At 49.0% G+C, this 19346-nt stretch carries 18 protein-coding genes and 1 pseudogene; 8 read left to right on the forward strand and 11 right to left on the reverse strand.

The genetic code is table 11. From position 1 onward, the window contains the following. Nucleotides 1-117: 117 nt before the first annotated feature. Nucleotides 118-1569, reverse strand: coding sequence for a glycoside hydrolase family 13 protein (locus tag H6F51_03845; GenBank protein ID MBD1821632.1), 1452 nt, complete (start codon nt 1567-1569; stop codon nt 118-120). A 226-nt stretch (nt 1570-1795) separates the two neighbouring features. Between H6F51_03845 and H6F51_03850 the strand changes: the two are divergent. From H6F51_03850 to H6F51_03875, 6 genes and pseudogenes are all read left to right on the forward strand, one after another. After that, nucleotides 1796-1990 (forward strand): annotated as a pseudogene (locus H6F51_03850) (DUF4278 domain-containing protein). 347 nt (nt 1991-2337) lie between these two features. Next, entirely contained in the window at nt 2338-2565 is a 228-nt protein-coding gene (locus H6F51_03855; protein ID MBD1821633.1) for a ferredoxin family protein, read from the forward strand. Between the two features lie 106 nt (nt 2566-2671). Then, on the forward strand, nt 2672-3745 hold the full coding sequence (locus tag H6F51_03860) for an aromatic ring-hydroxylating dioxygenase subunit alpha (GenBank protein MBD1821634.1): 1074 nt from the start codon (nt 2672-2674) through the stop codon (nt 3743-3745). Between the two features lie 164 nt (nt 3746-3909). Then, nucleotides 3910-4431, forward strand: a complete 522-nt coding sequence (locus H6F51_03865; protein ID MBD1821635.1) for a hypothetical protein — start codon at nt 3910-3912, stop codon at nt 4429-4431. 41 nt (nt 4432-4472) lie between these two features. Further along, nucleotides 4473-5360 carry a hypothetical protein gene (locus tag H6F51_03870; protein MBD1821636.1) on the forward strand — a complete coding sequence of 296 codons (888 nt, stop codon included), beginning with the start codon at nt 4473-4475 and terminating at the stop codon, nt 5358-5360. Nucleotides 5361-5571: 211 nt separating this feature from the next. After that, the gene (locus tag H6F51_03875; protein ID MBD1821637.1) at nt 5572-6858 is read left to right on the forward strand and encodes a pyridoxal phosphate-dependent aminotransferase family protein; all 1287 of its coding nucleotides are present in this window, start codon (nt 5572-5574) and stop codon (nt 6856-6858) included. A gap of 112 nt (nt 6859-6970) precedes the next feature. Here H6F51_03875 and H6F51_03880 read toward each other — a convergent pair whose 3' ends face one another. Continuing rightward, a complete protein-coding gene (locus tag H6F51_03880) occupies nt 6971-7891 on the reverse strand; it encodes a HEAT repeat domain-containing protein (protein ID MBD1821638.1) in 921 nt (306 codons plus the stop codon). 70 nt (nt 7892-7961) lie between these two features. Between H6F51_03880 and H6F51_03885 the strand changes: the two genes are divergently transcribed. Next, nucleotides 7962-8396: an SRPBCC family protein gene (locus tag H6F51_03885; protein ID MBD1821639.1), complete on the forward strand. Its 435-nt coding sequence runs from the start codon at nt 7962-7964 to the stop codon at nt 8394-8396. Here H6F51_03885 and H6F51_03890 read toward each other — a convergent pair. The 5 genes from H6F51_03890 to H6F51_03910 all read right to left on the reverse strand — a co-directional run bounded on the left by H6F51_03890 (nt 8393) and on the right by H6F51_03910 (nt 12391). Then, nucleotides 8393-8977, reverse strand: coding sequence for a hypothetical protein (locus tag H6F51_03890; protein ID MBD1821640.1), 585 nt, complete (start codon nt 8975-8977; stop codon nt 8393-8395). The two genes, H6F51_03885 and H6F51_03890, sit on opposite strands and share 4 nt — an antisense overlap. Nucleotides 8978-9043: 66 nt before the next feature. Then, nucleotides 9044-9283 carry a (2Fe-2S)-binding protein gene (locus tag H6F51_03895; GenBank protein MBD1821641.1) on the reverse strand — a complete coding sequence of 80 codons (240 nt, stop codon included), beginning with the start codon at nt 9281-9283 and terminating at the stop codon, nt 9044-9046. Nucleotides 9284-9423: 140 nt separating this feature from the next. Next, complete coding sequence (cobQ, locus tag H6F51_03900; GenBank protein ID MBD1821642.1) at nt 9424-10893, reverse strand: cobyric acid synthase CobQ; 1470 nt, start codon at nt 10891-10893, stop codon at nt 9424-9426. A 36-nt stretch (nt 10894-10929) separates the two neighbouring features. Then, nucleotides 10930-11331, reverse strand: coding sequence for a hypothetical protein (locus H6F51_03905; GenBank protein MBD1821643.1), 402 nt, complete (start codon nt 11329-11331; stop codon nt 10930-10932). A 187-nt stretch (nt 11332-11518) separates the two neighbouring features. Beyond that, nucleotides 11519-12391, reverse strand: a complete 873-nt coding sequence (locus tag H6F51_03910) for an ABC transporter permease (GenBank protein ID MBD1821644.1) — start codon at nt 12389-12391, stop codon at nt 11519-11521. A gap of 97 nt (nt 12392-12488) precedes the next feature. Here H6F51_03910 and H6F51_03915 point away from each other — a divergent pair, with 97 nt between their 5' ends. After that, a complete protein-coding gene (locus H6F51_03915; GenBank protein MBD1821645.1) occupies nt 12489-13046 on the forward strand; it encodes a Uma2 family endonuclease in 558 nt (185 codons plus the stop codon). Nucleotides 13047-13368: 322 nt separating this feature from the next. Here H6F51_03915 and H6F51_03920 read toward each other — a convergent pair whose 3' ends face one another. The 4 genes from H6F51_03920 to H6F51_03935 form a co-directional block, all read right to left on the reverse strand. Next, the gene (locus H6F51_03920; GenBank protein MBD1821646.1) at nt 13369-15561 is read right to left on the reverse strand and encodes a polysaccharide biosynthesis tyrosine autokinase; all 2193 of its coding nucleotides are present in this window, start codon (nt 15559-15561) and stop codon (nt 13369-13371) included. Between the two features lie 34 nt (nt 15562-15595). Beyond that, complete coding sequence (locus H6F51_03925) at nt 15596-17050, reverse strand: SLBB domain-containing protein (protein MBD1821647.1); 1455 nt, start codon at nt 17048-17050, stop codon at nt 15596-15598. Between the two features lie 142 nt (nt 17051-17192). Further along, nucleotides 17193-18179 carry a hypothetical protein gene (locus tag H6F51_03930; GenBank protein MBD1821648.1) on the reverse strand — a complete coding sequence of 329 codons (987 nt, stop codon included), beginning with the start codon at nt 18177-18179 and terminating at the stop codon, nt 17193-17195. Nucleotides 18180-18185: 6 nt separating this feature from the next. Then, nucleotides 18186-19343 carry a glycosyltransferase family 61 protein gene (locus H6F51_03935; GenBank protein MBD1821649.1) on the reverse strand — a complete coding sequence of 386 codons (1158 nt, stop codon included), beginning with the start codon at nt 19341-19343 and terminating at the stop codon, nt 18186-18188. Between the last annotated feature and the right edge of the window lie 3 nt (nt 19344-19346).

Consider the following 19346-nt stretch of genomic DNA (forward strand, 5'->3'; position numbering starts at 1 on the left):
GGACGAATTTTTCCGCTTCGGTTTGAGCGGCTGACTGCCCCTAAATCTCCCACTCGTGCGAGATTTAGGGGCTACCCGGATTCAACATCAAAGCCAGTTCTATGGACTTATGCTCTGCTAGATGACAATACAGCCCGATCGCTCAGGCAGATCAATCTCTAACTCTTGCTCATTCCAAATCAATTCTGCATTGCCGTAAACGATGCGATTCGGATGCGTTTTAAGTCCCGTTTTATTCCAATGAATCGCAGCTTTCACCGCAACGGTTCCCACATTCACTGCAATAATCACCGTTTGATCGTCTAAGGTTCGCGCAAAAACGTAGGTTGTTCCTTCGGCATACAACACCTTGTAATCCCCCGTTCTCAGAGCAGGATAAGCATGGCGCAGTTTGACTAATTGACGGTGACACTCATAGATTTTGTAATCCCAGTTTGACTCTAACGGGAAACCTCGACGAGAATCTGGATCGATCGCGCCTGGTAATCCCACTTCATCACCGTAGTAAATACTCGGCGCACCCGGAAACGTCATCAATAACAAAGTACAAAGCTCAATGCTAGGACGATCGCCGCCTGCAATCGTCATTAACCGTGCTGTGTCATGGCTTGCTAATAAATTCAGTTGCGTAAGCTGAATCTCCCAAGGATACAGTTTCAATAAATCTTGCATCTTTTGAGCATACTCACCCGCAAACATCGGCGGATACGGCTGGTAATCCCGGCTTTGAACCTGATCCAATACCACACGATCGCCCGCAGCAAACGCGATCGTCGGGCCTGCAAACAAGTAATTCATCACGCCATCGAACTGGGTGCCATCGAGCCACTGACGCGAGTCACCCCAGACTTCGCCGACGATGTAGGCTTCAGAATTCAGGGCTTTGACGCGATCGCGAAATTCCTGCCAGAATCCCGGTGTTTTCACCTCAAACGGCACATCTAACCGCCAGCCATCGATGCCAAATTTAATCCAATACTCCGCGATTTCCATGATGTACTCTCGCACCTCCGGATTATCGTGATTGAACACAGGCAAAGCGCGATTGTTATCCCAGCCTTCATACCCTGCCGGAAACTCTCCCGTATACGGATGCAGCGGAAACTGATGAATTCTAAACCAATCGATCCAAGGCGAATGATCACCGTTTTCTAAAACGTCATGGAAAAAGAAGAAGCCGCGACTGGAGTGATTAAACACACCATCCAGTACAACTTTGATGTCTCGCTCATGTGCCGCTTCGAGCAACTCGCGAAACGCTTCATTGCCACCCAACATCGGATCGACCTGGTAATAGTCGTGCGTGTGATAGCGGTGATTGCTAGCAGACTGGAAAATTGGCGTAAAGTAAATCGCATTCACGCCCAAATCCTGAATGTAATCAAGCTTCTCGATGATTCCCCAAAGGTCGCCCCCCTTGTAGCCTTGCAGCGTCGGAGTCGCATCCCAATCTTCCCAACGCATCGACTTGAGCAGTTTTCTATGCCGTTGCTTGGCGCGGGCAAATCGATCGGGGAAAATTTGATAAAAAACCGCGTTCTTTACCCAGTCTGGTGTCTGAATCTGCATGAAAAGGCGACATCGATCACATCAATAGTACGGTAATGATCCCTGTGAAAATCGCTCTCTAACTATTGGTAGAAGTTTAGGAATTCTACAAATCGTAGTCTATAATACAGATATGAACGTTCATCCTTGCTATGCGCTAATTGCTATGGGCCAAGGACGGAAGTAAGGGGTTCTCCTGAAGGAACGCGCCTCAATCTCACTTCATTTCCATTGTTCGAGGCGACTTATGAAACTCATTTATCGTGGTGTTAAATACGAATATGACCCCACTCAGCGCGGATGCGACGATCGCTTTTCTCAGTCCCATGAGCCGATCACGCTAACTTATCGCGGCAACCGCTACCAACTCGACCCGAATCGCCCTGTACGATCGGCAGTTGAACAACAACCACGTGAACTGATTTATCGCGGCAATCGCTACTGGATGGGCTATCCAGACGGTAAGCCGACGCTTAGCAATGTGAGACGATCGCAGCCAGCAAAAGATCTGCTTTCAACGCATCGTGCGAATTTGCAGCGAAATTTGCAGCGCCGCATCGAGAGTGCTCGTCAGAAGGGCGATGAGGCTTTACTGGCACTGCTTGAAGCAGAACGTCGCCATCTCATCTAACTCAATTTCACTTACTCTTCACGCACAGAGCCGCGATCGCGGCTCTTTTTTTGCAAAAACGCATTTTTTCAAATTCAGTCCGACTTTGGGCAATTGGGCAGAAACATATACGAGAATAGATCTATCCGAATGTCGATTTGCTCAGAGAGAAGAACACTGTGTCTCATACGATCGTTACAAACACTTGTGAAGGGGTTGCGGATTGCGTCGATGCCTGTCCGGTTGCCTGCATTCATGAAGGTCCTGGAAAAAATACCAAAGGAACAGACTGGTACTGGATTGATTTTTCGACCTGTATCGACTGCGGCATCTGCTTGCAAGTCTGTCCAGTTGAAGGCGCGATCGTGCCTGAAGAGCGTCCCGATCTGCAATCTACGCCGAATTAATTTCTGGTGATCTAGGTTTTTGCTCAAAAGGGGACAGAGTTCCCCTTTTTTGTTGGCTTTATTTTGTTGTTAACATGATTCCACGAATTCCAAGGAAGGATAAGTGATGCTCGAATTGGCGACGACACTTCAGGGACAAACTATTCAAAATCGAGTGCGTGAAGTCGGAATTAATCCAAACCACTGGTATGCGGTGACTTGGGCAAAGGATCTCAAGCCCGGAAAGATTCTCCCGATTCGCATCTGGAATCAGTCGATCGCCCTGTACCGCGATTCCCAAAATCAAGTTCAAGCCGTCGAAAATGTCTGTCCGCATAAAGGTGTGGCGATGGACAAGGGCAAGGTGCAGGGCGATGCGATCGTTTGTGGCTATCACGGGTGGGAATTTAACGGGCAGGGCGACTGTGTGGGCATTCCCTACTGGGGCGAAGGTCAAAAGCTCCCCTGTGCTCAAATGCGGAGCTACCCTGTGCAGGAAAGATACGGCTTGATTTGGCTGTTTCCGGGCGATCGTGCCTTTGCTCATTTAGCCTCGGTTCCAGAAATTCCCGAATACGATGATCCGAAGTGCTTTATGGTGCCGATCGGGGCAGAGTTCAAAGCGCATTTTTCCATCTGTAACGAAAACACAATGGATGTGTTTCACGGTTATTTGCACCAGAATCTTCAAGGTTGGTTTGATCCGGTGCTGCTGAAACTGCGCGAGACCGATAAGGCTGTCACCGCAGAATATCAGGTGTCTTACAAAGGCATTTTGACCAAGTTTCTAGGGCTGAGCGAATCGGGCGGTGTCACCACAAAAATTATCTCCGTCGATTATCAGTATCCTAACTACATCAGCAAGCTCGAAGGTGTATCTGCTCTGTACCTAATGCGATTACCGATTTCTGAAACAGAGAGTCGATCGTTTGCAATGTTATTTTTGCGATTACCGATTCCCGTTTGGTTGCTAAATGCGGTGCGTCGAGTATTGCAGCCTGTAGTCTTGCATTTACTTTTCTTGCCGTTCTTGCACCAGGATATTGAAATGATCGAAAGCGAACAAGAAAACTATCTCAGAAATCCGCAACGGCGCTATGTCGAAGTCAATCCCGCGATTATTGCCGTTCAGCGTCTGATTGTGAAGCAGTACGATCGCTATCAGCAGACCCTTCAATCTTCTGAGATGATTTCCCGGTAGCGAATATTCTTTTTTCCTTACGAAGCGCGATGGGCTGCAAAAATTCTCCTACAGTGTCAAATGCTCCTCTAAACCGTGCTGTGACACAAACTCATCCCTAAGTGGGTTGCAGCAATTCAAGGGTCGTCGTACATCGATCGAGAAGACTACTATTCAGCAAACCTATGAGACATCGATTGAATTTATCAAACTGGCGGCGCAGCGTTGTGGCGGTAATGCTTGCGATCGCCCTGTTCGTCACAGGCTGCCAAACTCAAGAACCCTCCCGATTTGCCGAAGCGCAAAAAGAAAGCACTAAACCGAAGGTGACGGCTGTTTCCAAAGAGGCAACTCAAGGTAGCCAATTTAACAAATACTTCCCCAAGCCCGGTGCAGGGTATGAGCGCGTTTACACCCAGGAGAAAAAAGGCTTCGCAGAAGCCAAATTGAAAAAAGACGGCAAAGACTTAGCCATGCTGTCCATTTCCGATACCTCTAGCCTGCCTGCTGCGGCTGCGAAGTATCAAAACACTACCGAGAAAATTAACGGCTTCCCTGCAATGACGATGGGCAATACCCAAACCGGAGTCTTAGTGGGTAAGTATCAAGTCAAAGTCTTATCGCGTGATCCCTCGTTTACCCAGGCAGAGCGCGAAAAGTGGATTTCAAAATTTGACCTCAGAGGCTTGTCGCAACTTAAGGGCTAGGGCATTCAGCGAATACTGAACTACGAATCATAGGAATTTTCATGAGTAAACCCATTTTTGAACTGGTGGATGAACTTCCCACCCGCGGCACAACCGTCAAGGCGCTTCAAACCCTTGATTTTGTCGTGCCCGGACAGTGGCAAAATCTCACCGGATTCACCAACACGATTCGCACGGTTACAGGTGAAACCGACGAGAGCTTGATTCAAGCGATCGGAGAACGCGCCGTTTATCTCTACAACGACGAGTCTCAAGGCTATCAACGCGCCCTGTGGCTGTATCAGACCGTGGATAACGCCGCAGGCGCACTCGGAGCCGCTGCACTCGCAAACAAAGTCGGACAAGACATCTCGTTCCTGGGATTTCTCAAAAATCTCACTCCCAAGCCCGAAAAACTACAGAGCCTCGATCTCTGCGTCAAGCTCGTCGTCGAACTTGTCGCTTTCTGCCAAATCAACGGCATCCCTGGCGATAGTATCGGTGACTTCCTGGCGGCACTCGGTGACTACAGCGGCGAATCCCTGATGCGGATGGCAGCCTTGGTGAGCTTTGACGGTTTAATCCCGCTCGGCGGCGATTTTATCCAGAAAGGCTTGTCTACGATTAGCCAAACTACCCCAGACGAACTCGAAAAGAACCAATCCTTCAAGAGCGTCAAGCCCTTGATCCCTGGCGGTGATTCTGCCGGACAGTTAAACTTTATCGGACAGAGTTTTGATTCGGTCAAAGGTTGGATGGGCGATTTTGTCTCCTCGCGCAATCTGACTCAGCAAACTTTGCTCGATCACGTTCGCGGCGCGATCGATATCACCGCTGACAAGCTCGATTACGTCGGCGCATTTCTCGATGTGTCCGTCAAATACTACACCCACACGGGAACGCAAACTTTAGCGCGTCGTCTGATAGAGCGAGCAGTCGCAGAAATCTAGGGACAGCAATCTGACGATAAACAGCGATCTTACCCCTGGAACGATCGCTGTTTATTTCGTTTGCTAAGAGTCCCTGATAAGCTGATATCACGCCTCATGTTTGAGACCGTCGATCGAACACGATGCGTTTGTGGGCGAAATTTCTCGTCTGCAAATATACTGTTGAGTCAGAAGCAAATCGCGAACGTCATGCAGGTGAGAGGAGTAAACTGTGCAAGTTGTTAAGGAATACGTGCGGCGTTGGTATGAGAGTGAACTCGACCCGGATGAGTATCTCTGTCATCAACGCCAGGGGAATATGGTGGAGATTGAGGAGGCTGAAACCGGAGAGCGGCGCACCGTTCTGACTTTTTGCACAAACGATGTTCTGGGACTGACCCAAAACGAATCGGTGAAACAAGCCGCGATCGATGCAATTTTCCAATACGGCACCTCGAATAGCTCAACCTCGGTGCTCAGTGGTCGGATTGACTTGCATCGTCAGCTTGAAGACGAGATTGCTAGCTTTAAGCATTTACCCCATACCCAGCTATTTCTGAATGCGTGGATGGCGATGCAGGCGTTGATGGATGCCTTTTGTCATTTGGCGATCCCCGTTTCTGGGTTTCAGCATACCCGCGAAACGTTGGTGATGACTGATGTGTTGAATCACGGTTGTATTGTGTCTGCTTTGGCTCACGCCGGAACGCGATCGGGAAAACTTTTCGGCTATAGTCCCAGAGTCCGCGTCAAGGCATACCGCCATTGCAATATGGAAGATCTAGCGCGGAAGCTGAAGCGCCATGCTCGTCCCGACGATCGCATTATGGTCGTGTCGGACGCGGTGTTCTCGATGGATGGTGACATTGCACCCTTGCCAGAGATGATCGAAATTTTGGCGAATTATCCCGATAGTACGCTGCTGATGGATGAAGCTCATGCGACGGGCGCGATTGGTGCGACGGGGCGCGGGATTTACGAGCATTTCGGACTGAAGCCGCAAGATGCGATCGATCGCGGCGTTAATCCGCTGATTCTTTCGACGTTTGCGAAGTTTGGGGCATCGGTTGGCGCAGCGATTAGCACTCATGTTGCAGAGCTAAAGCCGTTGCTGAATTGTTCGCCGACCTCGATCGGGACTTGTTCGCTGGCACCGCCTTTGACCGCAGCAGCATTGCAGAGTTTCCGCACGGTGCAGGAGCAGCCAGAATTGGTGTCGCGCCTGCAAGATAGTACGCGATATTTGCGATCGCGTTTAGCGGCTCAGGGATTTGAAGCGATCGGGGAAACGAACGTTGTTCCGGTGCTGCTGCCGCCGGAGATGAATCCGAAGCTGTTTGCGCGAGAATTGCTGGAGTTGGGGATTTGGGTATCGCCGATCTGGTTTATTGCGAAACCGAGGATTCGGATTACGGTGAACGCGCTGCATACTCGCGAGGAGATGGATTGCCTGGTCGCGGGTATGGTGAAGGTGCGGGAATTGATGTACAAGCAAGACACCGCCACGATTAGCGCGTGATGCGTCGATCGCAAAATCGGTAGAAACGCGAATTGCAAACCCGGTAGAGACGTGATTAATCGCGTCTCTACCGGGTTGATTGTTGATCGGGATTATCGATCGCCCCCCCCAATTAAACCGATGTCTTTTTCGTTCTTTCCAGCATCTTTTGAGCAACCTGCATCGCTGGCGTTTTCCCGTATTGCAACTTCAGATTCTGAATCGCACCATTCGCCGCTTTTACCACGCTCCCCGATGGACTCTGCAACGCTTTTTCTAAATACGGTAAAACCTTCTCCGATCGAATGCGTCCTAGCGCCTGCACTGCATACAGCCGAACCTTCAGATCAGAATCCAGCGTCAGTTTGCCAAGAACGGGAATCGCTTGCTCTACCTCACCTCGAACCGCATGATGACGGACAATTTGACCGAGCGCAACTACAGCCGTTCCCCGCACAAGCGGTTCTGCATAAGTTGTGTACTGAACTAATTTCGAGATGTGCTTGAGATCCTTAGACTGTCCCCAAGCAAGCAGATCCTGAGTCAAGTCTTCAAGCTTGCCATCATTCGGACGCTTTGGATCATGGATCGTCGGTGGGACAAGCACGGAAACGACTTGCTCTCTCGGTTCGACTTCATCTTCTGGACGTTTTGAATCTTGAATGGTTGGTGGGAGAACGACTTCAACGACTTCACCTCTGGGTTCCGGGGCATCGTCGATCGGCGCTTCCGCCACCCTTTCCTCTACTTTTAGCGTTTCGGTGCTTTCTGCTTCTAGACTCAATTCTGCGATCGGTGCTTCTTCGGTGGGTTCTGGAGCCTCGTCAATTGTTTCTGCGATCGGTGCTGATACTTCAGCCGGAGTCGAGATTTCTTCGGCAACTGGGACGACGGGAATCGGTTCAGGGTCAATCTTCAGTTCTGGAATAGACTGAATTACCTGTCCGCTTGAGTCCTCGCGTCTTGTGGTGGATTTTTCATAGCGGGACACCCCGAAAATAACTCCCCCAATCAGTGCCACAAATGTTGCGATCGCGAGTAAACTTTGAGCCATATCCTTACTTCCATGCAAATTCGGCTTTATTATTTTGTCTTAAGTACGCGAAGATGCTGGAATTGTTTAAATGTCTCAATGGTTAGAACACTCCGCCCAAGTTGAAGTCGAGGCATCGATCGACAAAGTGTGGAGCCTTTGGTCAGATCTCGAACAGATGCCCAACTGGATGAACTGGATTACCTCGGTGAAAATTTCCGAAGATCAGCCCGATCTCTCGCGCTGGACGCTGAGTACAGGCGGACTTCAGTTTAGTTGGCAATCTCGCGTCACCAAGCAAATCCCCAACCAAATTATTCAGTGGGAATCAGTCAGTGGCTTGTCGAATCGCGGAGCAATCCGGTTTTACGATCGCGGAGCCGAGGGCAGCATTGTTAGAATGACGCTCTCTTATGCTGTGCCCGATCTTTTGGCTCAGATCATGAACAACGCAATGGTCGATCGCTTTGTGCAGTCCAACATTCAAGCAGACCTGGATCGATTCCGCGATTATGCGCGAAGTTAACCGCGATCGCGCTCTAACAAAATCATCATCATTAAGCTGAGCAAGATTTGAGCCTGTTCGCGATCGTTCGTGCGATCGACTTGCTGAATCGTGAATTTGCGCGACCAAAACGTGGGGAGCTTGGATAGCTTGATCACCACAGTTCCATCAGGGCGGCTCACTAAATAAGTCGGATTAAACAGATATCCGGTGAAGAAGCTACCAAAGGGCAAATCGCCTAACAGCGAATCCATCACTTTCACCCAGGGATTCTCTTCCTGAATCGTAAACGCGACCGTCTCGCCATCAAAAATATCAAAGTGAGCTTTCCAGAGAGATTTCAATCCGCGCCGCTTGAGCGCTCCAACGATCTTTCCGCTTGGGTCTGAGAAATTGTAGCGAGCGGAAAAATCGATGATGCGATCGGCTTTGATCGTAAACAGCTCTTGCGATCGATGGACATCCGCAAACACATTGATCACTTCTTTAAGCCTGAACAGCTTTTGCCGCACGTAGAAAACCGGATTGCCTCCAGCATCGGCGATCGTCATTTGCGGCGTGAGTGACCAAAATTTGAAGGTCAGTTCTAAGGGGTACTGCATGAATTTGAAGATTGAGAAAGCTGAATCATAGTATCCCCAATCCCCCACCATCGAGCATCGGCAATCTCACCAGGTTGGATCAAAGAAGAGATTGATGGTCAGCGTCTCGCGTCCGGGGGGAACCGAAGCGAGACAGCTTCGCACCGTTTCCCCGTCATCGAGTTCCACTTCGCAGGCATGACACGATCCCATCAGACAGCCTGTGGGAATGGACACTCCCGCACGATCGGCAACTTGCAACAGGGGTTCGCCCACTTCAGCATCCACCGTCACATCATCCGGCAAAAAACGAATGCAAACACTCATAACAAAATTCTAAAGAATGTCTAAACGCCAATGGCTTTCGAGGTTTTTGCCTCTACTGTATAAATCAAGGACAAACGGGTACGTTGCACCGAAAGGGTTAGGGATAAAAGCGCATTCAGGCTATCTGGTGCGCTTGTTTTTTAGGGCAGAATTGGCTTGAGGTCTAAATGCGGTTCGATCGAGTCGGCAAGCTGATCGAGCATTTGCTCCCGTTGTTCGCGGTAGTTGGCAACTCCGGTGGGCAGCGATCGCAATCCGCGCTGCTGCCGCAATCGATTCAACCAGGCACGTCGCCAAGGCCCGTTATCAAAAATGCCGTGCAGATAAGTTCCCCACACCGATTGGCTCTCATCCACAATACCGAGATTCGCATCGTCAAAGAGTGCCTGTGTGCCTTCTGCTTCTTCGAGCAAGCGGGTTCTGCCCTGGTGAATTTCATAGCCTGAAACGGGTAGACCTTCTTGCGGATAGTTAGAAGTCACATTGCGCTGGCGGGCGATTTTTTGACCTGCGATCACTGTTTTGAGCGGCAGCAGCCCTAAACCCCGATAGCGCCCTTCTTGTCCTTCGATGCCTTCGGGATCGGCAAGAATTTTACCCAGCATCTGAAATCCGCCGCAAATGCCGAGTACCGTTCCTCCGGCTGCAATGTAGTTCTGAATTTCTTCGGCCATACCGCTTTTGTGCAGCGCGATCAAGTCCGCGATCGTCGTTTTCGATCCGGGAATGATCACCGCATCGGGATGCCCCAGCGATTGCTTCGGATGGACATATTTCACATTCACCGAAGGTTCTGCTTCAAGCGGATCGAAGTCGGTGAAGTTGGCGATGCGAGGTAAGCGAATTACCCCAATCGTCAGATCGCCCCTCTCTTTTGTAGAACTACGATCGAACAGGGAAAGCGAATCTTCTGCCGGAAACACCTGATCGAGCCAGGGAATCACCCCGATCACCGGAATTCCGGTCTTCTGCTCCAGCCATTCAATTCCTGAATCGAGCAGCGATCGCTGTCCCCGGAATTTGTTAATCACGACCCCTTTAATCAGCGCTCGTTCATCAGGATCAAGCAGTTCTAGCGTCCCAACGACGTGAGCAAACGCGCCACCGCGATCGATATCCACCACCAAAATCGTCGGCGCGTTCAGATACTTCGCCACCCGCATATTCGTTAAGTCGCGATGCTTAAGGTTAATCTCGGCGGGACTGCCTGCTCCTTCACAGACTACGAGATCGAATTCTTCGCTGATGCGTCGGAGTGAGTCTTCGATCGCGCTCCAGCCGATATCAAAGAAATTTTGATAATACTCAACCGCACTGGTTCGCCCTGCAACGCGTCCTTTGATGATCACTTGAGAAGTCATATCCCCTTGAGGCTTCAGCAGAATCGGATTCATCTCCACCCAAGGCTGCACTCCCGCCGCCCAAGCTTGCACTGCCTGAGCATATCCAATTTCGCCTCCGTTCGCAGTGACGTAGGCGTTTAGCGCCATATTTTGTCCCTTAAACGGCGACACCCGAAACCCTTTTCGCGCCAGAATTCGACAAAGCGCAGTTGCGACCATCGATTTTCCGGCGTGCGAGGTCGTGCCTACAACCATGACTGCTTTCATTAATTCACCTCCGATCGGTAAGCGGAATAAGTCGGTCTAAAACGGAAGCCGGAACCAGCGGTGCATCACATTCAGAATGCGATCGCCCAAGCTAGCTTTACCAAACCCCCCGACGGATTGCCATTGCTGCACCAGTTGCCGACCCAGCGGAGTCAGGCGAAAACTGTCGGTGAGTCCCTGTCCGTCTACTTCGCGTCGTAAAATGCCGACTTGGATGAGCCAGAGGAGTTCCCCGTCTGCGGCAAGCTCTGAGAGCATTCGTTTACTGTGCTGATTCCGAATGCCAGGAGTGCCAGCAACCGCACCGAGTGAAACGCTGTGAGTTAGCATCGTTGCATAGAACTTGAGCCGAAACGGAGCGCATCGAACAGCGCGGGTGGCTCGATCGAGGGTTTTCTGTGGGTAGCGGAAGTCGGGGTTCGAGGTCGTCGGGGTCATCAGTAATCGGGATGCGGTGGAATAAAGTCTGAAGAAAAGTCTGAAGAATTGTTTACATCAGCCTCTATTATTGACAAAAAAATTTCTGTTTTACGGGATATAAACGATCGAGTTTTTTAGGCAAGCTAGAGTATTTTTCTCGATAGTGTAATTGAATCCGGGTGAAGTCTGGCAAATCAGGGGAGATTTAGCGAGTTTTACGATCGACATACTCATTCAGTCCTTCTCCAAACAGCGATAGTCCTACCACCAGTAGAGTCATCGCCAATCCCGGAAATAAGGCTGTCCACCAAATTCCCCCAGTTGAGAGGGCATCGAGTGCTTCTCTAAGATCATGCCCCCATTCTGGCACTTCATCGGGCAGACCCAATCCCAAAAAGCCTAAACCCCCCAGCGTTAGGATTGCATCTGCGGCATTCAGTGTAAACAGAACTGGAACGCTTTGAATGACATTGGCGAACAGATATTTTTTTAACACTCGCCAGGTTGAAGCCCCCATCGCTTGAGCCGCTTCGATAAATAGCTCTGTCTTCACACTCACGGTCTGATTGCGAACGACGCGATAATACTGTGGAACATAAGCGATACTTAGCGCGATCGCAGCATTTAATATCCCCCGCCCGACCACAAATGCCAGTGTGACCGAGAGCAGTAACCCCGGCAGCGTGTAGATCGTATCCATCAAAAAAAGTAGCGCACGATCGAGCTTTCCGCCCCGATAGCCGCTCACCATTCCCAACGGCACACCCACGATTAAACTCAATGCCGTTGCGAGAATGACCACTTGAATGGCTGCTTGTGTGCCAAACAGCGTCCGCGAAAAAACATCGTATCCCAAGCTTGATGTGCCAAACCAATGCCGAGCGTTGGGTGCAGCATGAGGGGGATTATCGAGAAATTCAGTCGGACTTTGGATAAGCCCGATCGCTTGCAGAATTGGGGCAAACAAGGCAATAGCGACAAAGATGAGCACGATCGCCGCGCCGATTCGCATCATTTGACGCGAGAGCGAGGGGCGTTCTGTGGCATTGAGAAAGCGGGGCAAACGAATCGAGGTCATGAGAGGCACGATCGTAAAACGATTTGCCTATGATACTGGCATTGAGAAGGGATTCGATCGCAGGCGAAAATAGAAGGTGAGTTCTCAGGAGGTTGTTATGTCTCTTACAGCGAAAGACTTAGAAATCGTACAAGCCCAACTTGCTCAGGGTGAGCGAGACTACCGAATTGAACTAATCAACGGAGAAATTATTCTAATGAGTCCATCCGGTTACGAGTCTGATGAAGTGGCATCAGAATTCAATGCACAGTTACGCAATTGGGTAAAACCTCGGAAGCTAGGACGAGTAACTGGAGCAGGGGCAGGATTTGTTTTACCAAATTCAGATACACGCGCTCCGGATGTCTCGTTTGTACAAGCAGAGCGATTGCGCCAAAGTCCTGAAACTTTTGCGGAACTTGCACCGGATTTAATGGTCGAAGTAAAGTCTCCAAGTGATAGCGTGAAGAAATTACGCGCCAAGATTGATCAGTTTCTTGAACAGGGGACGCGAGTGGGCATCTTGATTCACCCAAAGCAGAGATGGGTGGAAGTGCGTCGATCAAACATTGAACCTGTGACGCTAAAAGATGGGGATGTGTTGACGGTTCCGGATCTGTTACCCGGTTGGGAGGTGCAAATCTCGGAACTCTGGTCGCCTGTGTTTGAGGATTAGAGCCGTTTGAGGTTTTGAGCAGCAAGATTGGTGCGTCAACTGGGACAAATTGAGCTAAAAACAGGAATGTTGCTGTTTGAAGTGGGAACAGTCTTGCTCAAAGTAGGAATGTTTCGCTTCTGAACAGGAATGTTTCGCTTCTGAACACGAATGTTGCTGTTTGAAGTGGGAGCAGTCTTGCTTAAAGTAGGAATGTTTCGCTTCTGAACACAAGTGTTGCTGTTTGAAGCGAGAACAGTGCGAGTGAGAACTGTGAGTGAAAACCGCGAAGATGGTGTTTGTGCAGGGCAGCAGCGATCGCCGCGCGAAGAATGAATTTGACCTATGAAGGCTTATGCACAAGCCTGGAATCGCGAAAAGGCAAGGATGACGCTTGTGGTGCATCATTCACAATCACTCCAAGTACCCGCGTTGACACAAACTTCAGTTCTTCTAAAGCGGCAGCGATCGACGATCGATTCGTTCTTCCTAACCGAATCACCAGCGCTAAACTATCGCATTGAGCCGCAATCAACCCACTATCTGCTAAGCCTAGTAAAGGCGGCGCATCCACAATAATCAAATCAAACATCATCTGAAATTTTTGGAACAAAGGCTCAATGCGATTCGTGGTAAGCATTTCAACTGGATCAAAGAAAGCTTGTCCCGCCGTCAGAATCGTTAAGTCTTCATAGCCAGGAAGAAATTGCACAACAGTTTGAAGCTCCTGATCACCGAGCAGCAGATCGCTCAGTCCTACCTGATTTGGCAATCCTAAGCGCTCATGAACCTGAGGATGACGCAAATTTGCATCCACAAGCAAGACTCGTTGTTTCATCCGAGCAGTAGTCATTGCCAAATTTAGCGCGATCGTCGTTTTGCCTTCTCCCACCTCGGCAGACGTAATCATCAGAGAACGTATTGAGGTTTGATTCTTGCTCAAGAGACGGAGATTTTTCGACAGCGATCGCAATGCTTCGATCATTGGAGTAGAAACGATTGGAGGCTGAGCATTGTTATGCGGAATCACCCCCAACACAGGCGATCGAGCAGTACGCTTCACCTCATCCAGACTATGCAGCACATCCTGAAGGGTTTCGACCAGAAACCCGGCTCCAATTCCGAGCAACACTCCCAAGACCGCAATTAATGCGAGAAATCGCACCTTATTAATGCTGTTAGTCCTCATCGGTTTACCTGAGCCATCTCGATCTAAGCGAGGCGGAATCGTCAGTTCCCAAGGAACTTCTTGCTGGGCAGCATCAATCTGCAAAGCTTCCCGTCGGGTGGCAAACTTATTCAAACTATCTGTTGCTAAAGCTAATTCGCGCTGTAAATCACTGTACTGACGAGCGATCGCAGGTAACTGTTGAACTTCGCGATTGACCTGAGCTTTCACCTGATCGATCGCCTGACGACGCGCTTCTGCGACCGTCACCGCATCCCCTGCCTTTGAAACAACCCGGATTGCTTCTTGATTTAGTAGATCTTGTAGATTGCGCCGCTTTTCAAGTAGTGCCTGTAATGCGGGATTATCCGGTTTGAGACGAGCCGATTCGATCGCAATCTGCCCCTCAATTTGCTGATACTGCGTTAACAGCGTTTGATAGTAGGGCGTTTCGCCTAAGACGGTTTGAGGACTCGCCGCCTGCAATTGTCGCAGTAGAGTATTGCGTTTCGCTTCTGCCTCCGCAATTTGAGTTTGATTATCTGCCGCAACTTGTCGCAATTTGCCTTCAGTTTCAGCCAGTAATCGGCTCTGCTGCTCAGGATCAACAATGCTGTGCTGTTGCCTAAGCGCTTGAATTTGCTGCTGTAATGTCTCTACTCGTTGCCGCAGGGGTGGAAGCTGACTATCAATGAATTGAACCCCACGTCGAATGGTGGATTGGCGTTCTTTTAGACTGTACTTTAGATAAACCTGAGAAAGTTGATTCAGAATAAATTCGATTTTCTCTGGATCAGTATCTTGATAGCTAACTTCAATTAACTTAGTTCCTTGTTCACGTTTATCTGATGTGAGTGTAATAATTCGAGCAATTTTTAGCTTCTGAATTAAGGTGTCGTAAGTAGTATCGGGATAGCGTTGGCGAAGCTGATCAATCACAGGCTCTAGTAGTTTCGGGCCTTGCAGAATCCGAATTTGAGATTCGTAATCTAAGCTAGATTGATCGATATTAATCCGTTGAGCATCGGTAACTTCTGACCCTTGAGCACGAGTGGAAGAGCGTGCCAGTTGCTCTTCTGCTGTAATCGGTTCAACGAGGAGTTGGAACTTACCTGCATACTGAACTGGAGCCGATCGAGTCATTAATAGAAATGCTCCCCCAGCCAGCACAGTGGTTCCTATAGTTACTTGTGCCATCAAAAACCCACGTCGGCGGACAACTCCAATCAGCCAGCCTAAGTCCCATTTCTCCTGCTCGACCTCATGAGCAGTTGCAGTCTCGATCCTGGGTTGCGAGAATTTGCCATTCGTTTCGGGCAAAGGTGAAAGAGAATTTGGCGGTTTATTCATCTCGGTTTTTGACTGCATTACCCATACATAGTTGACGAGATCCGCCCCTCAATCACAGCCCAAAAAGCTTCAGAATGTTGAAGACTGAGAAAATATTGCCGACTGGGGCTAACACTGAATTAATCCCATCTCCGATTCTGGTCATCCCCGATCTACCGACGACGATAATATCGTTGTTCTGCATCGCGGGATTGGTGCGATCGTTAATTCCCTGGGACAAGTCGATCGCGATCGCACGACGTGAGATCGTTCCGTCGGGATTCAATCGAATCAGATCGACCGCTCTTGTTTTGGCGCGGCGTTGATCAAAACCACCAGCCGCCAGCAATGCTTGATTCAGCGAAGTGTTGGGCGGAATTTGCACGGTTCCAGGCTGTTTCACTTCACCCACCACATTGACGCGAATCGTATCCGGTGAAAAGCTAGAACTTGCAATCTCAGCCGCTTCAGCAGGAGTGAGTTGAGTCGCAGTTGGAATTGCGATCGTGTCTCCTGTTTGTAAAATGGCATCTTGGCGCAGATCTCCCTCTTTTAATAACTTCAGCAAGTTAATTTCAAAGGTCTGCTCTGTTCCGTTACGGGCTAAGCGGCGGATTTGGATGCGGCGGATGTCCGCTTGGGGTTTGATACCGCCTGCACTCTGAATGGCGCGAGTCACGGTCGGAAATGGCTCGATCGTCGCTTGATTCGTCGCACCGGGAACTCCTGCGGCTCCCGTGCGGATATTCCCAGCTACGACATAAGCGCCAGGTCGAAACACTTCGCCAACCACTGCGATCGTAATCGGTTCGCGATCGGCTGCAAAGGTTGAATTAGCAAGCTGGGCGGATTCGGTTAAGTCAATTTTGGTGGCTGTCGGGATCACAATCGAATCTCCATCTCGGAGGGTTACGTCCTGAGTACGATCGCCCAATTGCAAAAATTTTCCTAAGTTCGCGGTCAGAGTTTGGCGATTGTTGCCGCTGATCCTTTGGATTTGAATATTTTTGATATCGGCTGCCTGAGTGATACCGCCTGCGAGTTTGAGTGCACTGGTTAAAGTCGGAAAAGAAAGCGTAGCAGTGGGAGTCGCAGGCGTAAGAGGAATTGGGTAAGAACCGGGGCGATTGACTTCTCCGGTGAGGGTAATGCTAAGCGGGCGGGGGGTAACCAGAGTAACAGTCGTCAAGGGACGACGAAAGAAGCGCAAGTATTTCTGAGTAATTTGTTTGCCTGCTTGATTCAGGGTGAGTCCTTTAACGGGAACGCTACCAACGAGGGGAAGATTGAGGCTCCCATCAATTAGAACTTGATAACGGGCGTTTTGACCGCTGTATTCGGGAGCATCGAAGATATCAAGTTGTACCAAGTCCCCGGCTCCTAAGGTGTAGGATTCATCGATCAAAGCAGCAATGGAAGGAGTCGCAACAGAAGGTTCGGCGCTGTAGACGAATCCTGCATCAAGGTTGCCTGCAAGTAGAACCAAGCCTGCCACAGAGCAGAATTGATAGAACCGAGTAAAAGACATAAGTTTCATCTCAAGTTTCGCCTCGCTGTCAATAAGAGGCACGGAGTAAGAGCCTATTGAACAGTAAGCCCGATCGCTGCCATAAACCATCAAAGCGACTCACACGATCGCTTGATGAAGGTTACAACTCAGACTGGCGGATTTAAATTGATGCTGACTTGCTTCTTAAAGGTTGCAAATACTGTTTGACCAATCCCTTAACTCCAGACAGCTTTTTCTGCCTGCTCAGCCGTTTCCGTTTTTGCCAATGGTAGGTTGTGTACGTTTTGAGAAAAGCGTCTTGATTGCTTGCTGCTTCTTCATCTAACTCTGCTAGAAACTTCTTATCTGTGGGCAGATGAAGCAAAAAACAGCTTTTCATGTAGTCAAGATTTCTCTGGGGATGAAGTGGAGGCGTACTCCAGTATCTCCAAACAATGCCCAGCGTTCCTGCATCTGCCATCACATAACCCTGCTGCCGCATCTTCTCTAAAGCAACAGAAGTCACTAATTCATCGCCCTGATGATAAAGCACATCGATCTGACTGATGTATGTATCTAGAATTTTCTGAACCTCAATAGATAAAGCGCTGAAGAAATCAGGGTTTCCTGCGATGAACTCACCACCACACCATCTGCCTTCGCTTGGGCTTGGCATGAGCTTTTGAATATCGGTGAGGAGCCGATCGTGACTATAAGCGGGGATCATTTGATCCGAAATGTCGTAGTAAAGCGGAACTTGATGTTCAACGATGTACTCAAAGCAGCGTGGCAGCGGATTGACTGCAAGAACATCTAAATCAATCAGCAAGGAATATGACTGTGGATCAAGGGAAGCGAGATATTGATAAACCTCTAATTTGAAGTGAGATGAGAAAAAACTCAAACCATGTGGAAGCTGCATATTGAAGCACAGCTCTTGAATTTCCAGAATTCCTGGCTGTCCAATTTGCGCTAATAACCGCTCAATCTCTTGCTTCTGGTTCGTCAGGACAATAAAACTGATGCCTCTACTTCTAAGCGATCGAGACAAACTGATTGCATTTCTGAGATAAATCAGAATTTGTTCATTAAAGGAAGTCACAGCACAGTTTACTGCACTGTTCTCATTTTCTGCGAAATGCAGAAGCCCGTAGAATTGATAAGGCATCGTTGCTTAGCTCCTTGACTCGCACATCACTCGTTGTAAGTGTTCCCGAAGTGATGCCAAAGATATAGAGAAGTTAGCCGTAAGGGGAGATTCACTTGCTTCTATATCGCCGGTAACTAATGACGTATAAACGAGATGATTATGCTTTGCGATCTGTTCGTACACTTTTGGAGTGTACTCTTGGCTAAAAAGCTCGATTACTTTTGTGTTCGATCGACAAAAAGTGAGGTTGGTAAAGCCTGCACCATGTACGCCAACAATGATCTCAGCCTGATGAAATAAGCAAATTTGTTCCAGGACAGACAAATCTGATAAACGATAGCGTGAAAAGCCTTGCTGCTCTAGAAATGCGAACACCTGATTTTCATTGAGTAAACGTCGTCCATTCACAGAGTCTCCGCGCTCAATGTAAACACGCTGATTAAATTTCAGGTCTAAGTTTGCTTTTGGTAAGAATGTTTCTCTGAGCCAGTTAATAATCCACAACGGCGGATTGGCGAAGTTTGGATTGGGATGATCGGTAACAATAAGCTGCTCAGCACAGAGATGTTGAACTTTAGCACTAGAAATCAAGTTGTTTTTGAGACTCAGCAAATTTAGCGTTTCAGCTTGAAAACGGTAGCGAAGATCTGGAACTAAAAGATAGTCCACCTCATCGATATCTAGCACAGATTCACAGAGCTTAATTCGCGGAAGAACGTCATAGAGCCAATGATAATAGTTGTAATTGCCAGAGCCACCTGTTAGCAGCGAGAGTACACTTTTACGAAAGCGACTGATCGATCGCGGTGTTCCTTTGCTCAATACAGGATTTTGCTCAGGCGGCAAGATGATGCCGTCTTTCCATTGCCAGGATGCACCGGGAACTAGGAATCGATCGCACGATACTGCAATATATACATGACGATCGGTAAACAGCTTACCTTTTGTAATGGTATAGACTGCATAAGGTTGCTCTATCAATTCTGAATGAACATGCTTCACCTCAACTCGATCGAGCTGATCTATTGATGCAACCTCACTGGGTGCATACAACAACGAAAAGAACCAACCCAGTGACCACTCAGAAAGCTTTCTTTTGAGCTTAGGCAGAAGTTTAGGAATATTGGTAATTAAGGTTCTCACGATCGTATTGAAGTTACTAGAGAGCTTGGAATTTTGCATCAA

It is taken from the genome of Cyanobacteria bacterium FACHB-DQ100 (assembly GCA_014695195.1).
Classification (GTDB): Bacteria; Cyanobacteriota; Cyanobacteriia; order Leptolyngbyales; family Leptolyngbyaceae; genus Leptolyngbya.